The sequence below is a fragment of the Gordonia lacunae genome (assembly GCF_002149015.1).
In the GTDB taxonomy this organism is placed as follows: Bacteria; Actinomycetota; Actinomycetes; order Mycobacteriales; family Mycobacteriaceae; genus Gordonia; species Gordonia lacunae.
Map to the genome: position 1 here is coordinate 211,615 of NZ_NGFO01000003.1, position 17,404 is coordinate 229,018.

At 68.4% G+C, this 17,404-nt stretch carries 12 protein-coding genes; 7 read left to right on the forward strand and 5 right to left on the reverse strand.

Going from position 1 to position 17,404, the window contains the following annotated elements; all coding sequences use genetic code 11:
* Positions 1-5 precede the first annotated feature (5 nt).
* Positions 6-2,351 (forward strand): arylsulfatase, encoded by a 2,346-nt coding sequence (locus CA982_RS04090; RefSeq protein ID WP_086534068.1) that lies wholly within the window; start codon positions 6-8, stop codon positions 2,349-2,351.
* 102 nt (positions 2,352-2,453) lie between these two features.
* The gene (locus CA982_RS04095; RefSeq protein ID WP_086534069.1) at positions 2,454-3,437 is read left to right on the forward strand and encodes a TauD/TfdA dioxygenase family protein; all 984 of its coding nucleotides are present in this window, start codon (positions 2,454-2,456) and stop codon (positions 3,435-3,437) included.
* 363 nt (positions 3,438-3,800) lie between these two features.
* On the opposite strand, the gene CA982_RS04100 is transcribed toward CA982_RS04095, so the two are convergent.
* On the reverse strand, positions 3,801-4,643 hold the full coding sequence (locus tag CA982_RS04100) for a sulfurtransferase (RefSeq protein ID WP_086534070.1): 843 nt from the start codon (positions 4,641-4,643) through the stop codon (positions 3,801-3,803).
* Positions 4,644-4,750: 107 nt separating this feature from the next.
* Between CA982_RS04100 and CA982_RS04105 the strand changes: the two genes are divergently transcribed.
* Positions 4,751-5,920: a metallophosphoesterase gene (locus tag CA982_RS04105; RefSeq protein WP_086534150.1), complete on the forward strand. Its 1,170-nt coding sequence runs from the start codon at positions 4,751-4,753 to the stop codon at positions 5,918-5,920.
* A gap of 291 nt (positions 5,921-6,211) precedes the next feature.
* Here the strand turns inward: CA982_RS04105 and catC are convergent, their stop codons facing one another.
* The 4 genes from catC to CA982_RS04125 all read right to left on the reverse strand — a co-directional run bounded on the left by catC (position 6,212) and on the right by CA982_RS04125 (position 9,527).
* Positions 6,212-6,505 carry a muconolactone Delta-isomerase gene (gene catC, locus CA982_RS04110; protein ID WP_086534071.1) on the reverse strand — a complete coding sequence of 98 codons (294 nt, stop codon included), beginning with the start codon at positions 6,503-6,505 and terminating at the stop codon, positions 6,212-6,214.
* A complete protein-coding gene (gene catA / locus CA982_RS04115) occupies positions 6,505-7,371 on the reverse strand; it encodes a catechol 1,2-dioxygenase (protein ID WP_086534072.1) in 867 nt (288 codons plus the stop codon). Before catA ends, catC begins: the two co-directional genes overlap by 1 nt.
* A 63-nt stretch (positions 7,372-7,434) precedes the next feature.
* Positions 7,435-8,538: a mandelate racemase/muconate lactonizing enzyme family protein gene (locus tag CA982_RS04120; RefSeq protein ID WP_086534073.1), complete on the reverse strand. Its 1,104-nt coding sequence runs from the start codon at positions 8,536-8,538 to the stop codon at positions 7,435-7,437.
* A complete protein-coding gene (locus tag CA982_RS04125) occupies positions 8,535-9,527 on the reverse strand; it encodes a LysR family transcriptional regulator (protein ID WP_086534151.1) in 993 nt (330 codons plus the stop codon). Before CA982_RS04125 ends, CA982_RS04120 begins: the two co-directional genes overlap by 4 nt.
* Before the next feature lie 219 nt (positions 9,528-9,746).
* On the opposite strand from CA982_RS04125, the gene benA reads away from it, so the two are divergent.
* The 4 genes from benA to CA982_RS04145 are packed head-to-tail and all read left to right on the forward strand — an operon-like array spanning position 9,747 to position 17,329.
* Entirely contained in the window at positions 9,747-11,129 is a 1,383-nt protein-coding gene (gene benA / locus CA982_RS04130; RefSeq protein ID WP_086534074.1) for a benzoate 1,2-dioxygenase large subunit, read from the forward strand.
* Between the two features lie 11 nt (positions 11,130-11,140).
* Positions 11,141-11,698: a benzoate 1,2-dioxygenase small subunit gene (benB, locus tag CA982_RS04135; protein WP_086534152.1), complete on the forward strand. Its 558-nt coding sequence runs from the start codon at positions 11,141-11,143 to the stop codon at positions 11,696-11,698.
* Between the two features lie 42 nt (positions 11,699-11,740).
* On the forward strand, positions 11,741-14,575 hold the full coding sequence (benC, locus tag CA982_RS04140; RefSeq protein WP_086534075.1) for a benzoate 1,2-dioxygenase electron transfer component BenC: 2,835 nt from the start codon (positions 11,741-11,743) through the stop codon (positions 14,573-14,575).
* A gap of 21 nt (positions 14,576-14,596) precedes the next feature.
* A complete protein-coding gene (locus CA982_RS04145) occupies positions 14,597-17,329 on the forward strand; it encodes a helix-turn-helix transcriptional regulator (protein ID WP_086534076.1) in 2,733 nt (910 codons plus the stop codon).
* Positions 17,330-17,404 lie beyond the last annotated feature (75 nt).

Below are 17,404 nucleotides of genomic sequence, written 5' to 3' on the forward strand. Positions count from 1 at the left end.
GGCACGTGGCCGACCGCAACACGCCCACCATTCCCGAGAATGCCCGCGGCTACGAGGGTTTCGGTGGTGTGGTCGGGCGCACCACCTCGGAGTCGGAGCCGTGGTGGCCCGACGAGAAGTCTGCGCCACCCGGTGCACCCAACATCGTGGTCGTCCTCATCGACGACATGGGTTACTCCGACATCGGTCCGTTCGGCGCCGAGATCGACACACCCAATCTGGATCGTCTGGCACGCAACGGAATCCGGTTGAGCAACTATCACACCACCCCGGTGTGCTCACCGGCGCGAGCTGCCCTGCTCACCGGACTCAACCCGCATCGCGCGGGCTACGGGAGCGTCGCGAACTCGGACCCGGGCTTTCCCGGTCTCCGTCTCGAGTTGGCCGACGACGTGCTGGCGCTGCCCGAGATACTTCGGGAATCCGGGTACGCAACATACGCTGTCGGCAAATGGCATCTGGTGCGCGACGCGAACATGGGACCGGGCCGCAACCGCGAATCATGGCCGCTGCAACGCGGTTTCGACAGCTACTACGGTTCGCTCGAGGGCCTCAACTCGTTCTTCTACCCGAATCAGCTGATCGCCGACAACTCGGTCGTCGACGTCGAGGCCTATCCCGAGGACTACTACGTCACCGACGATCTCACCGATCGCGCCATCGGGCAGATCAAGAGCCTGCGCGCGCAGGACCCCACGAAACCGTTCTTCCTGTACTTCGCCCACATCGCGATGCACGGTCCGCATCAGGTGAAGGACGCCGACCTCGCCAAATACCGCGGCCGCTATGCCGAGGGTTGGGATGTGGTGCGGCAGCGCCGCTTCGAACGCCAGAAGGAAGCGGGGCTGTTCGACACCGACACCCCGATGGCCGAACGCAACACCGAACCGGGATACGACGCCCCGCCGTGGGCGGACCTCACCGCCGAGGAGCAGCGCCGCTACCAGCGTTACCAGGAGGTCTATGCCGCGATGGTCGACAGCGTCGACCAGAGCGTCGGCCGGGTCCTGGACACACTGGACGAACTCGGTGAGCTCGACAACACCATCGTCGTCTTCACCTCGGACAACGGCGGTACCGCCGAAGGCGGCCCGGTCGGAACCCGTTCGTACTTCAGCCAATTCGTCCACGGACCGGTTCCACCGGACTGGGAACGCGACGTACCTCATGACGAGGACCTCATCGGGTCGTCGGAGCTGGGAGTGCACTATCCGCGTGGCTGGGGTCAGGCGTCGAACACGCCGTTCCGGTTCTACAAGGGGCAGACCTTCGCCGGCGGTGTCCGGGTGCCGTTCGTGATCTCGTGGCCGGCCGGCCTGTCGCGAGACGACCAGGACAACGGCGTGCGACGCCAGTTCTCTTATGTCACCGACGTCGTCCCCACACTCCTCGAACTCGCCGGGGTCGACAGCCCCACCCATCGGCACGGGCGGCCGGCCCAGGAGCGGGACGGCGTGAGTATCGCGGAGTTCCTCCGGAATCCGACGGCGGAGTCACGCCACACCGAGCAGTACGCCGAGTTCGGCGGACACCGCGGTTTCTACCGCGACGGCTGGAAGCTGGTGTCGCTGCACACGGATCCGGCCGCGGTGGACGATCCGACCTGGGAACTGTACGACGTCACGAACGATCCCGCCGAGACCCGCGACCTGGCTGCGACACATCCCGACAAGGTCGCCGAGCTCGCCCGCGCCTGGGACGAGGCGGCCTGGCACAACACGGTGTTCCCGTTGTTCGATTCGCCCTCGGCACAGTCCCGGCGGCGTCCCGCGGAGGAGCGGCTGAGCGATCCGGTGCGAATCGTTGCGGGCACACCGACCCTGGAGCGCTACCGGTCCAGTCGGCTGATCGCCTACCGCGACTTCGACATCGAGGCCGAATTCGACGGATGGACCGCCGACGCCGAGGGCGTCGTGGTCGCGCACGGCGATCCCCAGGGCGGGTACCTGCTCTACATCGAATCGGGTTCGGCCCATTTCGTGTTCAATGCATACGGTCGCCGGCAGCGGGTGTCCGGTGCCCTACCCGCCGGCACCACCCGACTCGTCGTCCATGCCGTCGCGACGCCCGCGGTTCGCTGGGGATTCACGATCGAAGCGGTCGCCGGCGAACATTCGTCGATCATCGCCAAACTCGACGATCAGGTGCAGCTTGTCGGCATGGCACCGTGGACGGGAATCTCGTTGGGCCTCGACGCCCGTGGACCGGTGGACCCCGACGTCCGGAGCCGACGGGGCGTGTTCCGGTTCGGGCCGACGCTCCGCGCGGTCACCTACCGGCCCGGGATCGTGCGCGTCCCGGTCGATGTCCGTCGCGGGATCGACCAGGCCGCGGAAGCCTCCGCGGACTGACCCGTTCCGATCACCGTGAGCGTTTTCCTCGATCGCACCACCATCGCAGTGTTCTGATGAATCGGATTGTCACGAAACGTTATTGAGAAGAGAGGACAAGAGATGACCTTGGCGCAGATCGAGGACCGGACCGAACGCGAGCAGGCAGCTCAGCAGATCTACCGCGATGCGGGGATCACCGTCGACAAGCTCGGCGAGCACATCGGGGCACGCATCGGACAGGTGCGGCTCGGCGGGGACATCGCCCCGGAACAGGTGGAGGCGATTCGCCTGGCGCTGGCGATCAACAAGACGATCGTCTTCGAAGGCCAGGATCACCTCGACGACGACAAACAGTATGCCTTCGCCGAACTCCTGGGTGATCCCACCGCACCGCATCCGACGGTGACCTCGCGCGGCGAACAGTTGCTGACCATCGAAGGTGCGGCGAACAGCTGGCACTCCGATGTGACGTTCGTCGACCGCATCCCGAAGGCGTCCATCCTCCGGGCGGTGACGCTGCCGAGCTACGGCGGCGCAACCACCTGGGCCTCGACGGTGGCCGCCTACGAACAGCTGCCGAAACCGCTGCGCGCGCTGACCGAAGAGCTGTGGGCCACCCACACCAATCTCTACGACTATGTCGGCCAGAAGGAGCCGTCGGGCGGCGTCGACGTCAGCCGCAAGGCCGATCACTACAAGGAGTTCACCAGCTCCGAGTACCAGACGTTGCACCCCGTCGTCCGTGTCCATCCGGAGACCGGCGAACGCAGCCTGCTGCTCGGACACTTCGCGAAGGAGTTCCGGGGCCTGAAGAGCTCGGAGTTCACCGACCTCTACCAGCTACTGCAGGCGCGTATCACCAAGCTGGAGAACACCTTCCGGTGGAACTGGAAGCTCGGGGACGTGGCGATCTGGGACAACCGCGCCACCCAGCACTACGGCATCGCCGACTTCGGCAACCAGAAGCGCGAACTGCACCGCATCACCCTGGCCGGTGACGTGCCGGTCGACATCCACGGTCAGTCGAGCCAGGTCCTCCAGGGCGACGCCACGCATTACTCGGTCGTCGAGGAACCCTCACGACTGTCGGTGTTCGCGGCCTGACCCGCGCGCCCTGCTCCTTCACGAGCGAGCTCGCGAGCCACTTCCTGCTCCCTGAGGAGCGAGCCTCACCCCCGCCCCCTGAGGAGCGAGCCTGCGCGCGTCACCCCCCGCTCCCTGAGGTGCGAGGAGCGCAAGCGACGAGCCTCGAAGGGTCCTGGCGAGGTGCGTGGCGAACCCTTCGTGACGCGCCCTCCGCAAGCTCCGGGCGCTCCTCAGGGAGCGGTGGTCGGAGGCGCCCTCCGCAAGCTCCGGGCGCTCCTCAGGGAGCGGTGGTCGGAGGCGCCCTCCGCAAGCTCCGGACGCTCCTCAGGGAGCGGTGGTCGGACGCAGGGAGCACAGGGTGCGGCTTGCGCTCCTCTCGCCTCACGGCCGGTCGCCCTCGGCGACCGGCCGCTCCGGGTCCGACGCCCACTGCGAGAACGAACCCGGGAACAGCGCGGCGTCGATCCCCACCACGGCGAGCGCCGCGATCTGGTGCGCGGCATTGATCCCGGAACCGCAGTAGACGACGACATCGGAGCCGGCGTCGGAGTCGAGGCCGAGATCTGCGAACCGGCGTCGTAACTCGTCACTGGGATGGAAACGGCCGGACGTGTCGACGTTGTCCGCCGTCGGGACGTTGATCGCCCCGGGAATGTGCCCCGCACGCGGATCGACCGGTTCGACGTCGCCGCGGTAGCGCTCGGGGGCCCGGGCGTCGAGCAGATGCTCCGGCCCGGCCGCGACATCGTCGATCGTCACGACCGGCAGTTGCCCGGAGGTGAGGGTCACGCTGCCGGTCCGCGGCCGACCGCCGTCCCCCGTCGTCGTGCGCAGGCCCTCGGCACGCCACGCCGCGAGACCACCGTCGAGGAGTCGCACGTCGGCGACACCCGCCCACCGCAGCAGCCACCAGGCACGCGCGGCCGCGAGATTGCCGGAGTCGTCGTAGACCACCACCGGGACGCCGTCGTCGATCCCCCACCGCCGGGCTGCCTCCTGGAGGTCCGCGACGGCGGGCAGCGGATGCCTGCCGCCGATCGGGCCCGAGGGCGGGGCCGCCAGTTCAGAGTCCAGGTCGACGTAGACCGCGCCGGGGATGTGTCCCTCCCGATAGGCCCGTCGGCCGTCGAAGTCGCCCAACTGCCAGCGGACGTCCAGCAGGACCGGCGGCCTCGCCAGCAGCATCTCGGCCAGGTCGAGCGGGGTGATGAGGACCTCGTTCATGGCGGCGAGGGTACCAACGCGGAGCGATGGCAGAATGGGGCAATCCGCCCATGACCGGGCACCTGGCGATCCGTCGCCCCGTCGTCACCACCCTCAGGAGTCCATCCGTGGCGTTGTTTCCTGCCGTCGTCTTCGGACTCATCACGTTCTGGCTGCACCGGCGCATCGTCCGTGCGACCGCGCTGCCGCGGCCCTGGTCGATCGTCGCCGACGTCGCGCTGGCCGTCCTGTGGGCGCTCGCCCTCATCGGATTCGCCACCGGGCGCGTGCTCGATCCGTCGTGGGCGCGACCGGTCGGCACCATCGGGCTGATCTGGCTCGCCGCCGTCTTCTACCTCTTCCTCGGGCTCGCGGTGGTGGGCCTCGTCTCGTTCGCCGCGCACATCGTCCGCTGGATCCGGCGGCGGCGGTCGGGGGTGCAGGACACCCCGGCGCTCGCCGCCCGTCGACTCGGCAAGCTCCGGGTCGCGACCGCCGCGATCGTGATCATCGCTCTCGCGGTCACCGGGTACGGCGTGTTCGAGGCGTCCCGACCACAGATGGTCGACGTCGACGCCACGTTCGCGAGCCTGCCGCCCCAGTTCGACGGGACGCGGATCGCGGTGATCTCCGACCTCCACGTCGGTCCCGCCCGCGACGCGTCGTTCACCCAGCGCGTAGTCGACGACGTCAACGAGCAGAAGCCGGATCTCGTCGTCCTCGTCGGCGATCTGACCGATGGCACCATCCCGAACGTCCGCGACACACTCGAACCCCTTGCGGATCTGCAGGCGCCGCTCGGCGTCTTCGGCGTCAGCGGCAACCACGAGTACTACGCCGACGACGGCGACCGCTGGCTCGACGTCTGGGAGGGACTCGGCGTGCGCACGTTGCGCAACGCGCGTGTGCCCATCGAGGTCGACGGCGCGACCATCACCCTGGCCGGTGTCCACGACGCCACCGCGCCGGAACCGTATGAGCCGGACCTGCCGGCGGCCTTGGCCGGGACATCCCCGGAGGACTTCACCCTGCTGCTCGCCCACCAGCCCAAGCAAGCTGTCGAGGCCTCCGATCTGGGTGTCGACCTGCAGCTGTCGGGGCACACGCACGGTGGGCAGCTCTGGCCCATCCGCTACCTGGTCCGGGCCCAGCAGCCGACCATCACCGGGCTCGACCAGATCGGCGACACCGTCGTGTACACCACCCGCGGCGCCGGCGCCTGGGGCCCGCCGGTCCGTGTTCTGACGCCGCCCGAGATCACGATCCTCACGCTGCGATCGGCGCCCCCTGCGCCCTGAGGTGCGAGGAGCGAAAGCAGACCTTCTGGCCCCTGAGGTGCGAGCAGCGATAGCGACGAGCCTCGAAGGGCTGGTGAGTGTGACTCGCCGGCCCTTCGAGGCTCGCTTCGCTCGCACCTCAGGGAGCAGGAACGGGGGCCCGCGCACCTCACGGAGCACGACGGGGGCTCGGGCGCACCTCAGGGAGCAGGAACGGGGCCCCCGCCAGGGATCACGACGGGGGCTCGGGCGCACCTCAGGGAGCAGGAACGGGGCCCCCGCCAGGGATCACGACGGGGGCTCGGGCTCACCTCAGGGAGCAGGCGGACCGTTGATGTCGGACGGATGGGTCGCCAGCGGGGTGACCTTGATCCGCATGTAGGGGAACAGGGGCAGACCCGACAGCAGGGTGTGCAGTTCGTCGTTCGACTCGACGTCGAAGATCGAGTAGTTGGAGTACTCGCCGACGATCCGCCAGATGTGCGGCCACTTGCCGGCGCGTTGCAGATCCTGCGAGTACGCCTTCTCCCGGGCGACCGTGTCGGCCCGCACGTCGGGGTCGAGGTCGTCGGGAATGGACACGTCCATCCGCACGTGGAACAGCATTACTTCGCCGGATCCAGCACGAAGTCGTAGGAGATGGTGAAGCCACCCCGGCCGTCGTCCTTCGGGTCCAGCACCAGTTCGGGCTTGACGGCGCTGGCGACGTCGTCGTCGTTGTGCGGGTCGCCCGGGAAGTACAGCTGCGCGGTGAGCTGCTCGTGGCCCGGTGCCGAGACCTTGAGGTGCAGGTGCGCGGGACGCCACGGATGCCAGCCGGCAGCGGAGATCATCTTCCCGCACGAGCCGTCGGTCGGGATCATGTACGGCGCGGGCCGGATGGTGGTGATCTCGAAACGACCGTCGTCGTCGGCCGTGAAGCTGCCACGGAGGTTCCACTCCGGGATTCCGGGTGCGAACTGCGAGTAGAAGCCGTCGTCGTCGGCGTGCCAGAGCTCGACCGTGGCACCCGCGAGGGCGGTGCCGTCACAGGACCGGACCTGGCCGGTCCACACCAGCGGGTCGCCGGCCTCGTCGTCGCGCATCGGGAGGGTGCCCTTGGCGCCGAGTTCCGGTGCGTCCGGGACGTAGTACGGACCTTCGATGCTGCCCTTGTTGCCCTGGCGGTGCTCGGTCGCGACGTCTTCGACGACGTGCTCCACCCACACGTCGAGGAACAGCGGCCACTCGCCGTCCTCGCCGACGTTGATGAGCCATGCCTTGAGGGCGTTGTACTCGTCGTAGGTGACCTTGTGCTTGCGGATGGTCTCGTGCACGCCCGCGAGGACCTCGTTGATGAGGGTGGACACGCGCTCGGGCGGGGTGTCCTTGACGGCCTCGAACGGCGACTTGTCCGCGTGGAACCGTTCGGTCGCGGAGGCGCCGGACGCGGCGGCGGTGGCGACTTCCTGGGGATGCTCGGTGGTGGTCATGTCCTTCTCCTTGTTACTCCGAGTTCGTGGGGCTGCCACGAGACGTGTTGTGGGGTCGTGCTTTCAGTTGTCGGTGCGGTACTTCTCGAGCTTGTCCGGGTCGACCTCGAAGCCGATGCCCGGCGCGGTCGAGCGGTGCAGATGGCCGTCGCGGATCTGCAGCGGCTCGGTCAGCAGGTCGTCGCTCATGTCCAGGAAGTTCGACAGCTCACCCGCGTAGCGTGAGGTCAGCTCGAAGGCGCTGCCGAAGGCCAGAGTGCAGGCGGTTCCGATCTGGCCGTCGATCTGATTGCCCATGACGACCGGGACGCCGAGACCCTCGGCGAGGTGATGCGTACGGCGGGAGGTGGTGAAACCCGAACGCGCGGTCTTGATGCTGATGGCGGTCGCCGACCGGCCGAGGATCTCGCGGGTGACGTCGGCCGGGGTCGGCACCGATTCGTCGGCGATGAACGGCACCGCCAGCTGTTCGACGAGCCAGCGTCGGCCGAGCACATCCGCTGCGTCGCACAGCTCTTCGGCGAACAGCAGATCGAGGTCGGCCATCTCCCGCATGGCTCGCGCCGACTCGGCCGCCGTCCACCCCCGGTTGCCGTCGACGTACAGTTCGACGTCGTCGCCGAATCGCTCGCGGAGCGCGCGGACGACCGCGGTGTCGAGGGAGGCGGGATGACGTCCGACCTTCACCTTGAACGTGCGGATACCGTAGGTGTCGACCATCTTCTCGGCTTCGGCGACCATCGCGGCCGGTTCGGCGAAACCGAGCATGTGACCGACCCGCATCCGGTCGGTGTACCCGCCGAGCATGTCGCCCACCGGAAGCCCCAGGACCTTGCCCAGTGCATCCCAGATTGCCATGTCCACAGCGGATTTCGCGGCCGGGTTGCCGACCGTTCGCGCCATCCGGGCGGCGACGACCTCGCGCTCGAGCAAGGTGAGGCCGACGACCGCGGGCGCGAAGATGCCCTCGATCACGGCGATGATGCCGTCCTGGGTCTCGCCGTAGGTGAACGGGCGCGGCGGTGCCTCGGCGACGCCGACCACACCCGCGTCGGTGTGCACCCGGACCAGCACGTGGGTGGCGGCGTGCACCTCACCGGAGGCGAACTTCAACGGCTTCACATACGGGATGGCGAACGGGATCGCCTCCACAGCGGTGATCTTCACGATTTCTCTCCAGATCGAACACCCAGACGGGCACTCACGGAACGATGGTCGGCGACCCGGCTGCCGCCGGTTCGGGCGACGACGGCGGGATCGGTGTTGATGGCATCATCCGGGGCGAAGGCGGCGGCGATGACGTCGGCGACCGCGGTGACGACCGGGTCGTCGGAACCCGATCGCCAGGCGAGTGCGACCTCGACGGTGTCGGCGTCGGCGAGGTCGCGCACCACGAGACCGTCGAGCGGCAGTGACCGCACCGAGGCCGGGAGCAGGGAGACCCCCAGCCCGGCGGCGACCAGCGCCAGCAGGACCGCGGTACCCGGCGCCTGGTGCGCCCGATGTGGGACGAAACCAGCTGCGCGACAGGTTCGCATCGCAGCGTCGTTGACCGCCGAGTCCCGGCTGTCGTAGAGCACGAACGGTTCGTTGCGTAGGTCGGCGACCGAGACCACCGGCTCGACGGCCAGGCGGTGATCGACCGAGACCGCGACCACCATCGGCTCGACATCGATGACCTTTGTCTCGATGTCCTCGCCGATCGCCGGCGGACGGAGCACTCCGAGGTCGAGGGCTCCGGCACGCAGGGCGTCGCACTGGCCCGGCGTGAGCATGTCGGACTGGATACGGAGATCCACGTCGGGCAACTCCCGCTTGACGACCCGCGCGATGCGCGGCAGGTGGGAGAACGCGGCGATACCGGTGATACCGACCCGGACGAGGCCGCTGCGGCCGGCGGCGATCCGGCGCACGCCGTCCACGGCTTCGTCCACGCCGGCGAGAATTCGCTCGGCCTGGATCCTGAGGTACTGCCCGGCCGGGGTGAGTGACACCTGGCGGGTGGTCCGCGTGAACAGGGTGACGTCGAGCTCGGCCTCAAGCTGCCGGATGGCGTACGACAGCGCGGGCTGCGCCACGTGCAGCGACTCCGCCGCCTGCCCGAAATGACAGGTGTCGGCCACGGCGGCGAAGTACCGCAAGTGTCGTAGCTCCATGACCCGCCTCGTCTCGTACCGATGGAACCGCGGTTGTGACCGCGGACACGTCTCACGGTAGAGCGTCGATCCATACATGACAAAGACACAATTTGCAGCGATTGATCAATCGCATCGATCAATTGGCTACTGGGCCAGGACTGGCAATTACCCCGGTGTGATCGCCACCACGTGCTGCCACAGTGCAGAGAGCAGCCCACTTTCTGGAGGTATACGACCATGACCGCGTCCGTATCGGAACACCTGAACCATGTGAACTCGGTCCTCGGCGACGCGGTCGTCGACGACCGCGACGCCGGTGTCTACCGCGCCAACCGGCGGATCTTCACCGATGAGGACATCTTCGAGCTGGAGATGAAGCACATCTTCGAGGGCAACTGGATCTACCTCGCACACGAGAGTCAGGTCCCCGAGCCCGGCGACTACTTCACCACCTACATCGGCCGGCAGCCCGTGGTCATCACCCGCGACAAGACCGGCGAACTGCACTGCCTGATCAACGCCTGCGCGCACCGCGGCGCGATGATCTGCCGGCGCAAGACCGACAACCGGATGACCCTCACCTGTCCGTTCCACGGGTGGACCTTCCGCAACGATGGCACGCTGCTCAAGGTCAAGGACCCCGACGGCGCCGGGTACCCGGACACCTTCGACGTCGACGGTTCGCACAACATGACCAAGGTCGCCCGCTTCGACAGCTACCGCGGCTTCCTGTTCGGCAGCCTGAACGACGACGTCAGTTCGCTCGGCGACCATCTCGGCGACACCCGCGTCGTCATCGACATGCTCGTCGACCAGTCCCCCGAGGGTCTCGAGGTCCTGCGCGGCGCGTCCACCTACACCTTCGACGGGAACTGGAAGGTGCAGGCGGAGAACGGCGCCGACGGCTACCACGTCACCGCCACCCACTGGAATTACGCGGCCACCACATCTCGACGCGGCACCGGCGAGTCGAAGAACGACACCAAGGCACTCGACGCCGGCGGCTGGGGGAAGTCCGGCGGCGGCTACTGGTCCTACCCCAACGGCCACCTGTGCCTGTGGACCTGGGCGGCCAACCCGCAGGACCGTCCGCTGTGGGATTCGCTGGAGCAGCTCAAGGAGATCCACGGCGACGCCAAGGGCGAGTTCATGGTGAAGGGCTCGCGCAACCTGTGCCTGTACCCGAATGTCTATCTGATGGACCAGTTCTCGACGCAGATCCGCCACTTCCGCCCGATCGCCCCGGACAAGACCGAGGTCACCATCTACTGCATCGCCCCCAAGGGGGAGAGCGACTCCGCACGGGCGCATCGCATCCGCCAGTACGAGGACTTCTTCAACGCCTCCGGCATGGCCACGCCCGACGACCTCGAGGAGTTCCGCTCGTGCCAGCTCACGTTCCGGGCCCAGGCCGCGCCGTGGAACGACATGAGCCGCGGGGCCGAGCACTGGCTCACCGGGCCCGACCCCGTCGCCGAGTCGCTGGGCATGACCGGGGTGATCTCGGCCGGCGTCAAGAACGAGGACGAGGGTCTCTACCCCGTGCAACACGGCTACTGGCTCGAGACGATGCGCGCCGCCGCAGCCGCCGAACAACGCATCTCCGCCACCGAGCGCTGAAAGGGATGGCCATGACGAACGCCCACACCGATTCCCCTGCACCGACGTCCGCCCGGGGCGCCGCCGGCGCGACCCGGAAACTCATCACCCAGAACATGATCGAGCAGTTCCTCTACCGGGAGGCGCGTCACCTCGACGACCGCGAGTTCGAGAAGTGGCTCGACTGTTACGCCGACGACGTCGTCTACTGGATGCCGTCGTGGGACGACCGGGACCGCCTCACCGAGGACCCCCACCGCGAGATCTCGCTCATCTACTACGGCAACAAGGGCGGCCTCGAGGACCGGGTGTTCCGGATCCGCACCGAGCGGTCCTCGGCGACGTCACTGCCGGAGCCACGGACGAGTCACAACATCACCAACGTGGAGGTCATCGACCGGCGCGGTGACCTCGTCGACGTCCGATTCAACTGGCACACCATGTATTTCCGGTACAACACCGTCGACCCGTATTACGGGACCTCGTTCTACACGATCGACTTCTCCGGCGAGCATCCGCTGATCCGGCGCAAGACGATCGTGCTGAAGAACGACTACATCCATCACGTCGTCGACGTGTATCACTTCTGACCGATCCCCATCCCAGTCAGCCCGATCAGCGAGGACCGACCCATGACTGTCACCACCGAGGCGGGTGTCCGCAGCGGCACCGGCGACACCGACGCGCCCACCCACCAGGTGGCACTGTCCTTCGAGGACGGGGTCACGCGATTCATCACGTGCCGAGAGGATCAGACCGTCGCCGACGCGTCGTATCGTCAGCGCATCAACATTCCGCTCGACTGTCGCGACGGCGCATGCGGCACGTGTAAGTCGTTCTGCGAGTCCGGGGACTACGACGGCGGCACGTACATCGAGGACGCCCTCAGCGACGACGAGTCGGCAAGGGGTTACGCACTGCCGTGCTGCATGACGCCGAGATCCGATCTGGTCCTGCAGATCCCGGCGACGTCGGACATCGCCAAGACACAGGCGGCCAGATTCACCGGGACCGTCGTCGAGCTCGACCGACTGTCGGAATCCACCGTCCGGCTGGGTATCCGCATCGAGAATCGTGGGCAACTGGCGTTCCTGCCGGGTCAGTATGTGAACATCGAGATCCCCGGCAGCGATGACGGGCAGGGCAACCCGGTCACCCGGTCGTATTCGTTCGCCAACGGATCGCACGAGGATCGGCTGACCTTCTTGATCAAGCTGACGCCCGGCGGGGCCATGTCGACCTATCTCACCGACCGCGCCGCCCGGGGTGAGTCGATCTCCTTCACCGGTCCGCATGGTTCCTTCTTCCTTCGCGAGGCCGACCGACCGGTGCTGTTGCTGGCCGGCGGCACCGGGGTGGCCCCGATCCTGTCGATGCTGCGAAAGTTGCACTCGGACAACAGTCAACGCACGGTCCACCTCATCTACGGGGTGTCGACCGACGTCGACCTGGTGGCGGTCGACGAGATCGAGTGGTTCGTCGGGAAACTGCCCGGGTTCACCTGGGATCACTGCGTCTCCGACCCGGCGAGCTCAGCACCCAACAAGGGTTACGTGATGAGCCTCATCGGCCCGGGCCACCTCAACGACGGCGACGTGGCGATCTACCTCTGCGGTCCGCCGCCGATGGTGGAGTCGGTCCGGCAGCACGTCACACAGGCCGGAATCGAGCCGACCGGTTTCTACTACGAGAAGTTCGCGCTCGCCGCACAGGGAACCCCGGATACCGACGCCGGCCCGGATGCGGGCGCCGTGACCGACACGGAGGTCGGTCAGGCCGGGGAGGACGGGACTCCGAAAACCGCTCTGGCGCAGGACACCGACGCACCGGTGTCCGCAGACCTCCTTCTGCCGTCACCGGACGCACGGGCTGTCGCAGGTCAGGAGATACTCCCGTCCTCGGCCCTCGATGCGTGGTCGGGTCCCCGCCCCGTCGCAGCCGAGGACACCCCCACCCGGATCGCCGGTCAACTCATCTGGCCCCACGGCTCGGGCGCCGCGACCGTCGACGTGGATGCCGAGACGATCCAGGCCACCGCGTCACAACCCGGCGGAGCCGCCCGGTCGATAGCCGGGCAGCAGATGTTCGCCGAATCGGACATCACTCAACTCCACGCGTACGCCGCCCCGACCCTCACCCCGCCGGAGACTCTCGAGCGCGACGCGTCCCCCGCACCGACCGTCATCGGGTCACACGGATACCAGATCGGTGAGGAGCATCCGGAGATCACCGAGTCCGACGCCCTCTTCGAGGCGCGGGCCGCTCTCGAACTGGGTGCGCTGGAGCTGACTTTCGGCCGATTGTCCACCCGGCAACTGGCGGGCTACCGGCTGCTCGCCGACGCCACGGTGCCCTACGTCGACGGCGACCGGTTCGTCGATTCTGCCGAATACACCGAGACCAACGCCGCGTTCCACGACTATCTGTTCCTGCTCACCGGCAACGATCACCTGCTCGAGGCCTACAAGGCCCTGGGTGTGAAAGGCCGCATGAGCGAGGTGTTGCGGAACGCGACATGGTGTCACCCTCTGTGCGCACAGGACCACCTCGACATCGTGACCGCGTTCACCTCCGGCGACCACGACGCCGCCCGGGGGCTGATCGTCGCACACGCCGACCGCTCCAAGCAGACCATGCGACGAGCGATGTCCGACGAGATCGATTCTCGGCGGCCACGTTTCGTCACCCCGGGCCGATTCACCGGCAAGGTCGTGGTGATCACCGGCGCCGCGCAGGGTATCGGGGAGCAGACCGCGCGGCGGATCAGCGCCGAGGGCGGGCAGGTCGTGCTGGCCGACCGTTCCGAACTCGTCGACGACGTCGCCCGCGAACTCGCCGGCACCGGGACCGGTGCGGTGTCGGCCGTCGCCGATCTCGAGACCTTCGGCGGCGCCGAGGCCGTCGTCGGGCGGGCGATCGACTGCTACGGCCGCGTCGACGTCCTCATCAACAACGTGGGCGGCGCGATCAACTTCAAACCGTTCACCGAGTTCACCGACGAACAGATCCGCGCCGAGATCGACCGGTCGCTCATGACCACGCTCTTCACCTGCCGCGCGGCGCTGCCGCCGATGGTGCGATCGGGACGCGGGGTGATCGTCAACGTCTCGTCCGCCGCGACGCGGGGAATCCACCGGATTCCCTATTCCGCGGCCAAGGGTGCGGTCAACGCGCTCACCGCGTCCCTGGCGCTGGAGTGCGCCGACGACGGCATCCGCGTCGTCGCCACGGCCCCCGGCGGAACCGAGGCACCACCCCGCCGTATCTCCCGCGGCACCCCGGAACCGCGTAGCGACACCGAAGCGCAGTGGTACCAGGCACACATCGACCAGACTCTCTCGTCGTCGACGATGCACCGGTACGGCACCCTCGACGAGCAGTCGGCCGCCATCTGCTTCCTCGCCTCGGACGAGGCGTCGTACATCACCGGGACCGTACTGCCCGTCGCCGGCGGCGACCAGGGTTGAGCTGCTGACTAGTATGGACCGATGATGGTCACCGGCGGGTGTGTCGGCCGCGACCGCGAGATCGAGTTGCTGTCCTCGCGGCTCGACGCCGTGTCGGAGTCGGGTTTTCTGGCCGTCACGGGAGATCCCGGCATCGGCAAGACGACGCTGCTGAGGTACCTGGTCCGGCGGCGACTGTCCGCTCCGACAACCGGTTCCACGTTGTGGGCCGCGGTGTCACCGTGGCGAGTGCACACGCCCGGCGCACTCATCCGGCAACTGATACAGGACCGGCCCGACGCCACCCCCACGACCGCTACCGACCCGACCGCGGACGACCTCCTCGACGCACTCCTCGCAGCGGTCACCGCCCCTGCGGAGACATCGACCCAGATGCCCGGCGACACCGCCGTACTCATCGCCGTCGACGACGCCGACCTCGCCGACGAGGAGTCCCTGCAGGCGTTGGTCTCGCTCACCCGCGAACACCGTGATCGCCGAATCCTCGTCGTTATCACCATGTCTCGGCCGGGTGCCCGGCTCGTCGGCAACGCACTCGACGAGCTACGACTCGAGGGCCTGGACGCACCGGGTACGGCAGACATCGCCGCGCAGCGCGGCATCGTGTTGCACCCGGCGATGCGCGAGGAACTGGCCCGGCACACCGGCGGGAATCCGCGCGACATCGTCGCCCTGCTCGACGAGGTCCCGGCGGGCACCTGGTCCCGCACCGGTGTGGGGCTGCCCGCGCCGGCCCACGTGGTCTCCATGGTTCGGAACCGACTGCCCGACAACGGGACACCCGCTCGCGCGCTCATCGAGGCGCTCGCCATCCTCGACCCCGCCGAGCCCCTCGCCACCGCGATCGCGCTCGCCGGGATCACCGACCCCCTGGCCGCGATCGACGACGCGCGGTCAACCGGTCTGGTGACGGACGACGGGGCGCTGACACCCGCGGAGGCGCAACCGCGTCTCGCCGGCCCCCTGGTGCGGGCCGCCGTCCTCGAGGTCCTCGGCATGAAGACCGTGGGCGACGCCCACCGCCGGGCCGCGGGGCTGGTCGACGACCCAGCCCGACAGCTTCATCACCGCGTCGCGGCCACCTCGACGGTCGACGCCGCCCTCGCGGACGCGCTCGCCGACCTGGCACGTGCCCGCGGCGCCGACGGTGCGTGGGCCGAGGCCGCCGGGCTGTACCGTCAGGCGGGCCGGCTCACCCCCGATCCGTTGCAGCGCGACACACGGGTGACGCTCGCGGTCGATTCGCTTCTCGCCGCGGGCGACTGCACCGGCGCCGGCTCGCTGGTACCCACCGTGGAGAGCCTGCGCGAGACACCGCTGCGCAACGCGACCCTGGCGTACCTCGCCATCCTGCGGGGCCGGTCGGCGGAGGCACAGCTGCGTCTCGACCGGGCGTGGGCGATCGTCAACGTCGAGCGCGAGCCCGATGTCGCCGCCCTGATCGCGCAACGTTTCGTCCTGCACAATCTGGTTCGATGCCAGGGCACCGAACTGGTCGACTGGGCCGATCGCGCGAACGCGATGGCCGACGCCGGATCGGCCGCCCGAGTGGAGGCCGCCGTCATCCGCGGGTTGGGACTGGCGTGGTCGGGACATCCGGATGCCGCACGCGCCGAGTACGAGACCGTCTCCGAACGGGTTCGGTACGGCGCGCAGGCGCAGCGCGCGATCATGGGCCGCGGTTGGCTCGAGCTCGGCCTCGACGAGATCGACGCGGCGCGTACCGATCTCGAAACCGCCGTGTCGATGGCGCAACTCGGCGGCTCGACCCGGATCACGTTGTGGGCGATGGCCTGGCTCGCCCGGGTCCAGTTCCTCACCGGCGACTGGGACGAGGCCCTGCGTGGCGTCGAGACCGGTCGCGCGCTGGCCCGCAGCAGCGGCATCGCGCTCACGACGCCCCTGCTCAACTGGACTGCGAGCCAGATCCATTCGCTGCGCGGGAACTGGGAGGACGCGCATGGGAGTATCGCGCAGAGCAGCACCTCCATCGGCGACTACGAGATCATGCGGATACCCGACCTGCTGGCCCGGGCCCAGCTGGCGGAGGCCGCGGCCGACTACGGCAGGGTTCGGCGAATACTGACACCGCTTGTCGCGATGGCCGAGTCCGTCCCGGCCCTGTCCGAGCCGGGCCTGTGGCCGTGGGTCGACGTCCTCGCCAACGCATTGGTCCTCGAGGGACGGCACGAGGCCGCCGACGACCTGCTGCGACGCTACGAGATCCGGTCCGCCGAGCGGGGCCACCGGTCGTCGGCAGCCCGGATGAAATACGCACGCGGCCGCCACCTCGGCGCGACCGGTGACATCCACGGAGCACGACGCACCTTCGAAGAGGGCATCGAACTCCTCGACGGTCTCGGCCTGCGCTACGACCAGGCGCGGGTGAACTTCGCCTATGGTCAGACGTTGCGACGTGCGGGCAAGCGCCGGGCCGCCGACGCCGTCATCGGGACCGCCCGCGACCTGTATCTGTCGCTCGGCGCGACCACCTACGTCGAACGCTGTGAACGCGAACTGAAGGCCGGCGGACTCGCGACGTCGCGCGGCGAGAACCACACCGCCGCAAGGGATGGCGCCGAACTCACACCCCAGGAGGAGGCAGTGACCGCCCTTGTCGCGCGTGGCCTGTCGAACCGGGAAGTGGCGGCCGAACTCTACATCTCACCGAAGACGGTGCAGTACCACCTGACCCGGATCTACGCGAAGCTCGGCGTCCGGTCCCGCGCCGAGTTGGCCGCCACACGCCGGTGACGTCGACCGTGCGTCAGATTCCGTCGACCGTGCGTCCGAAACCGTCGACCGTGCGTCCGATTCCGTCGACTGTGC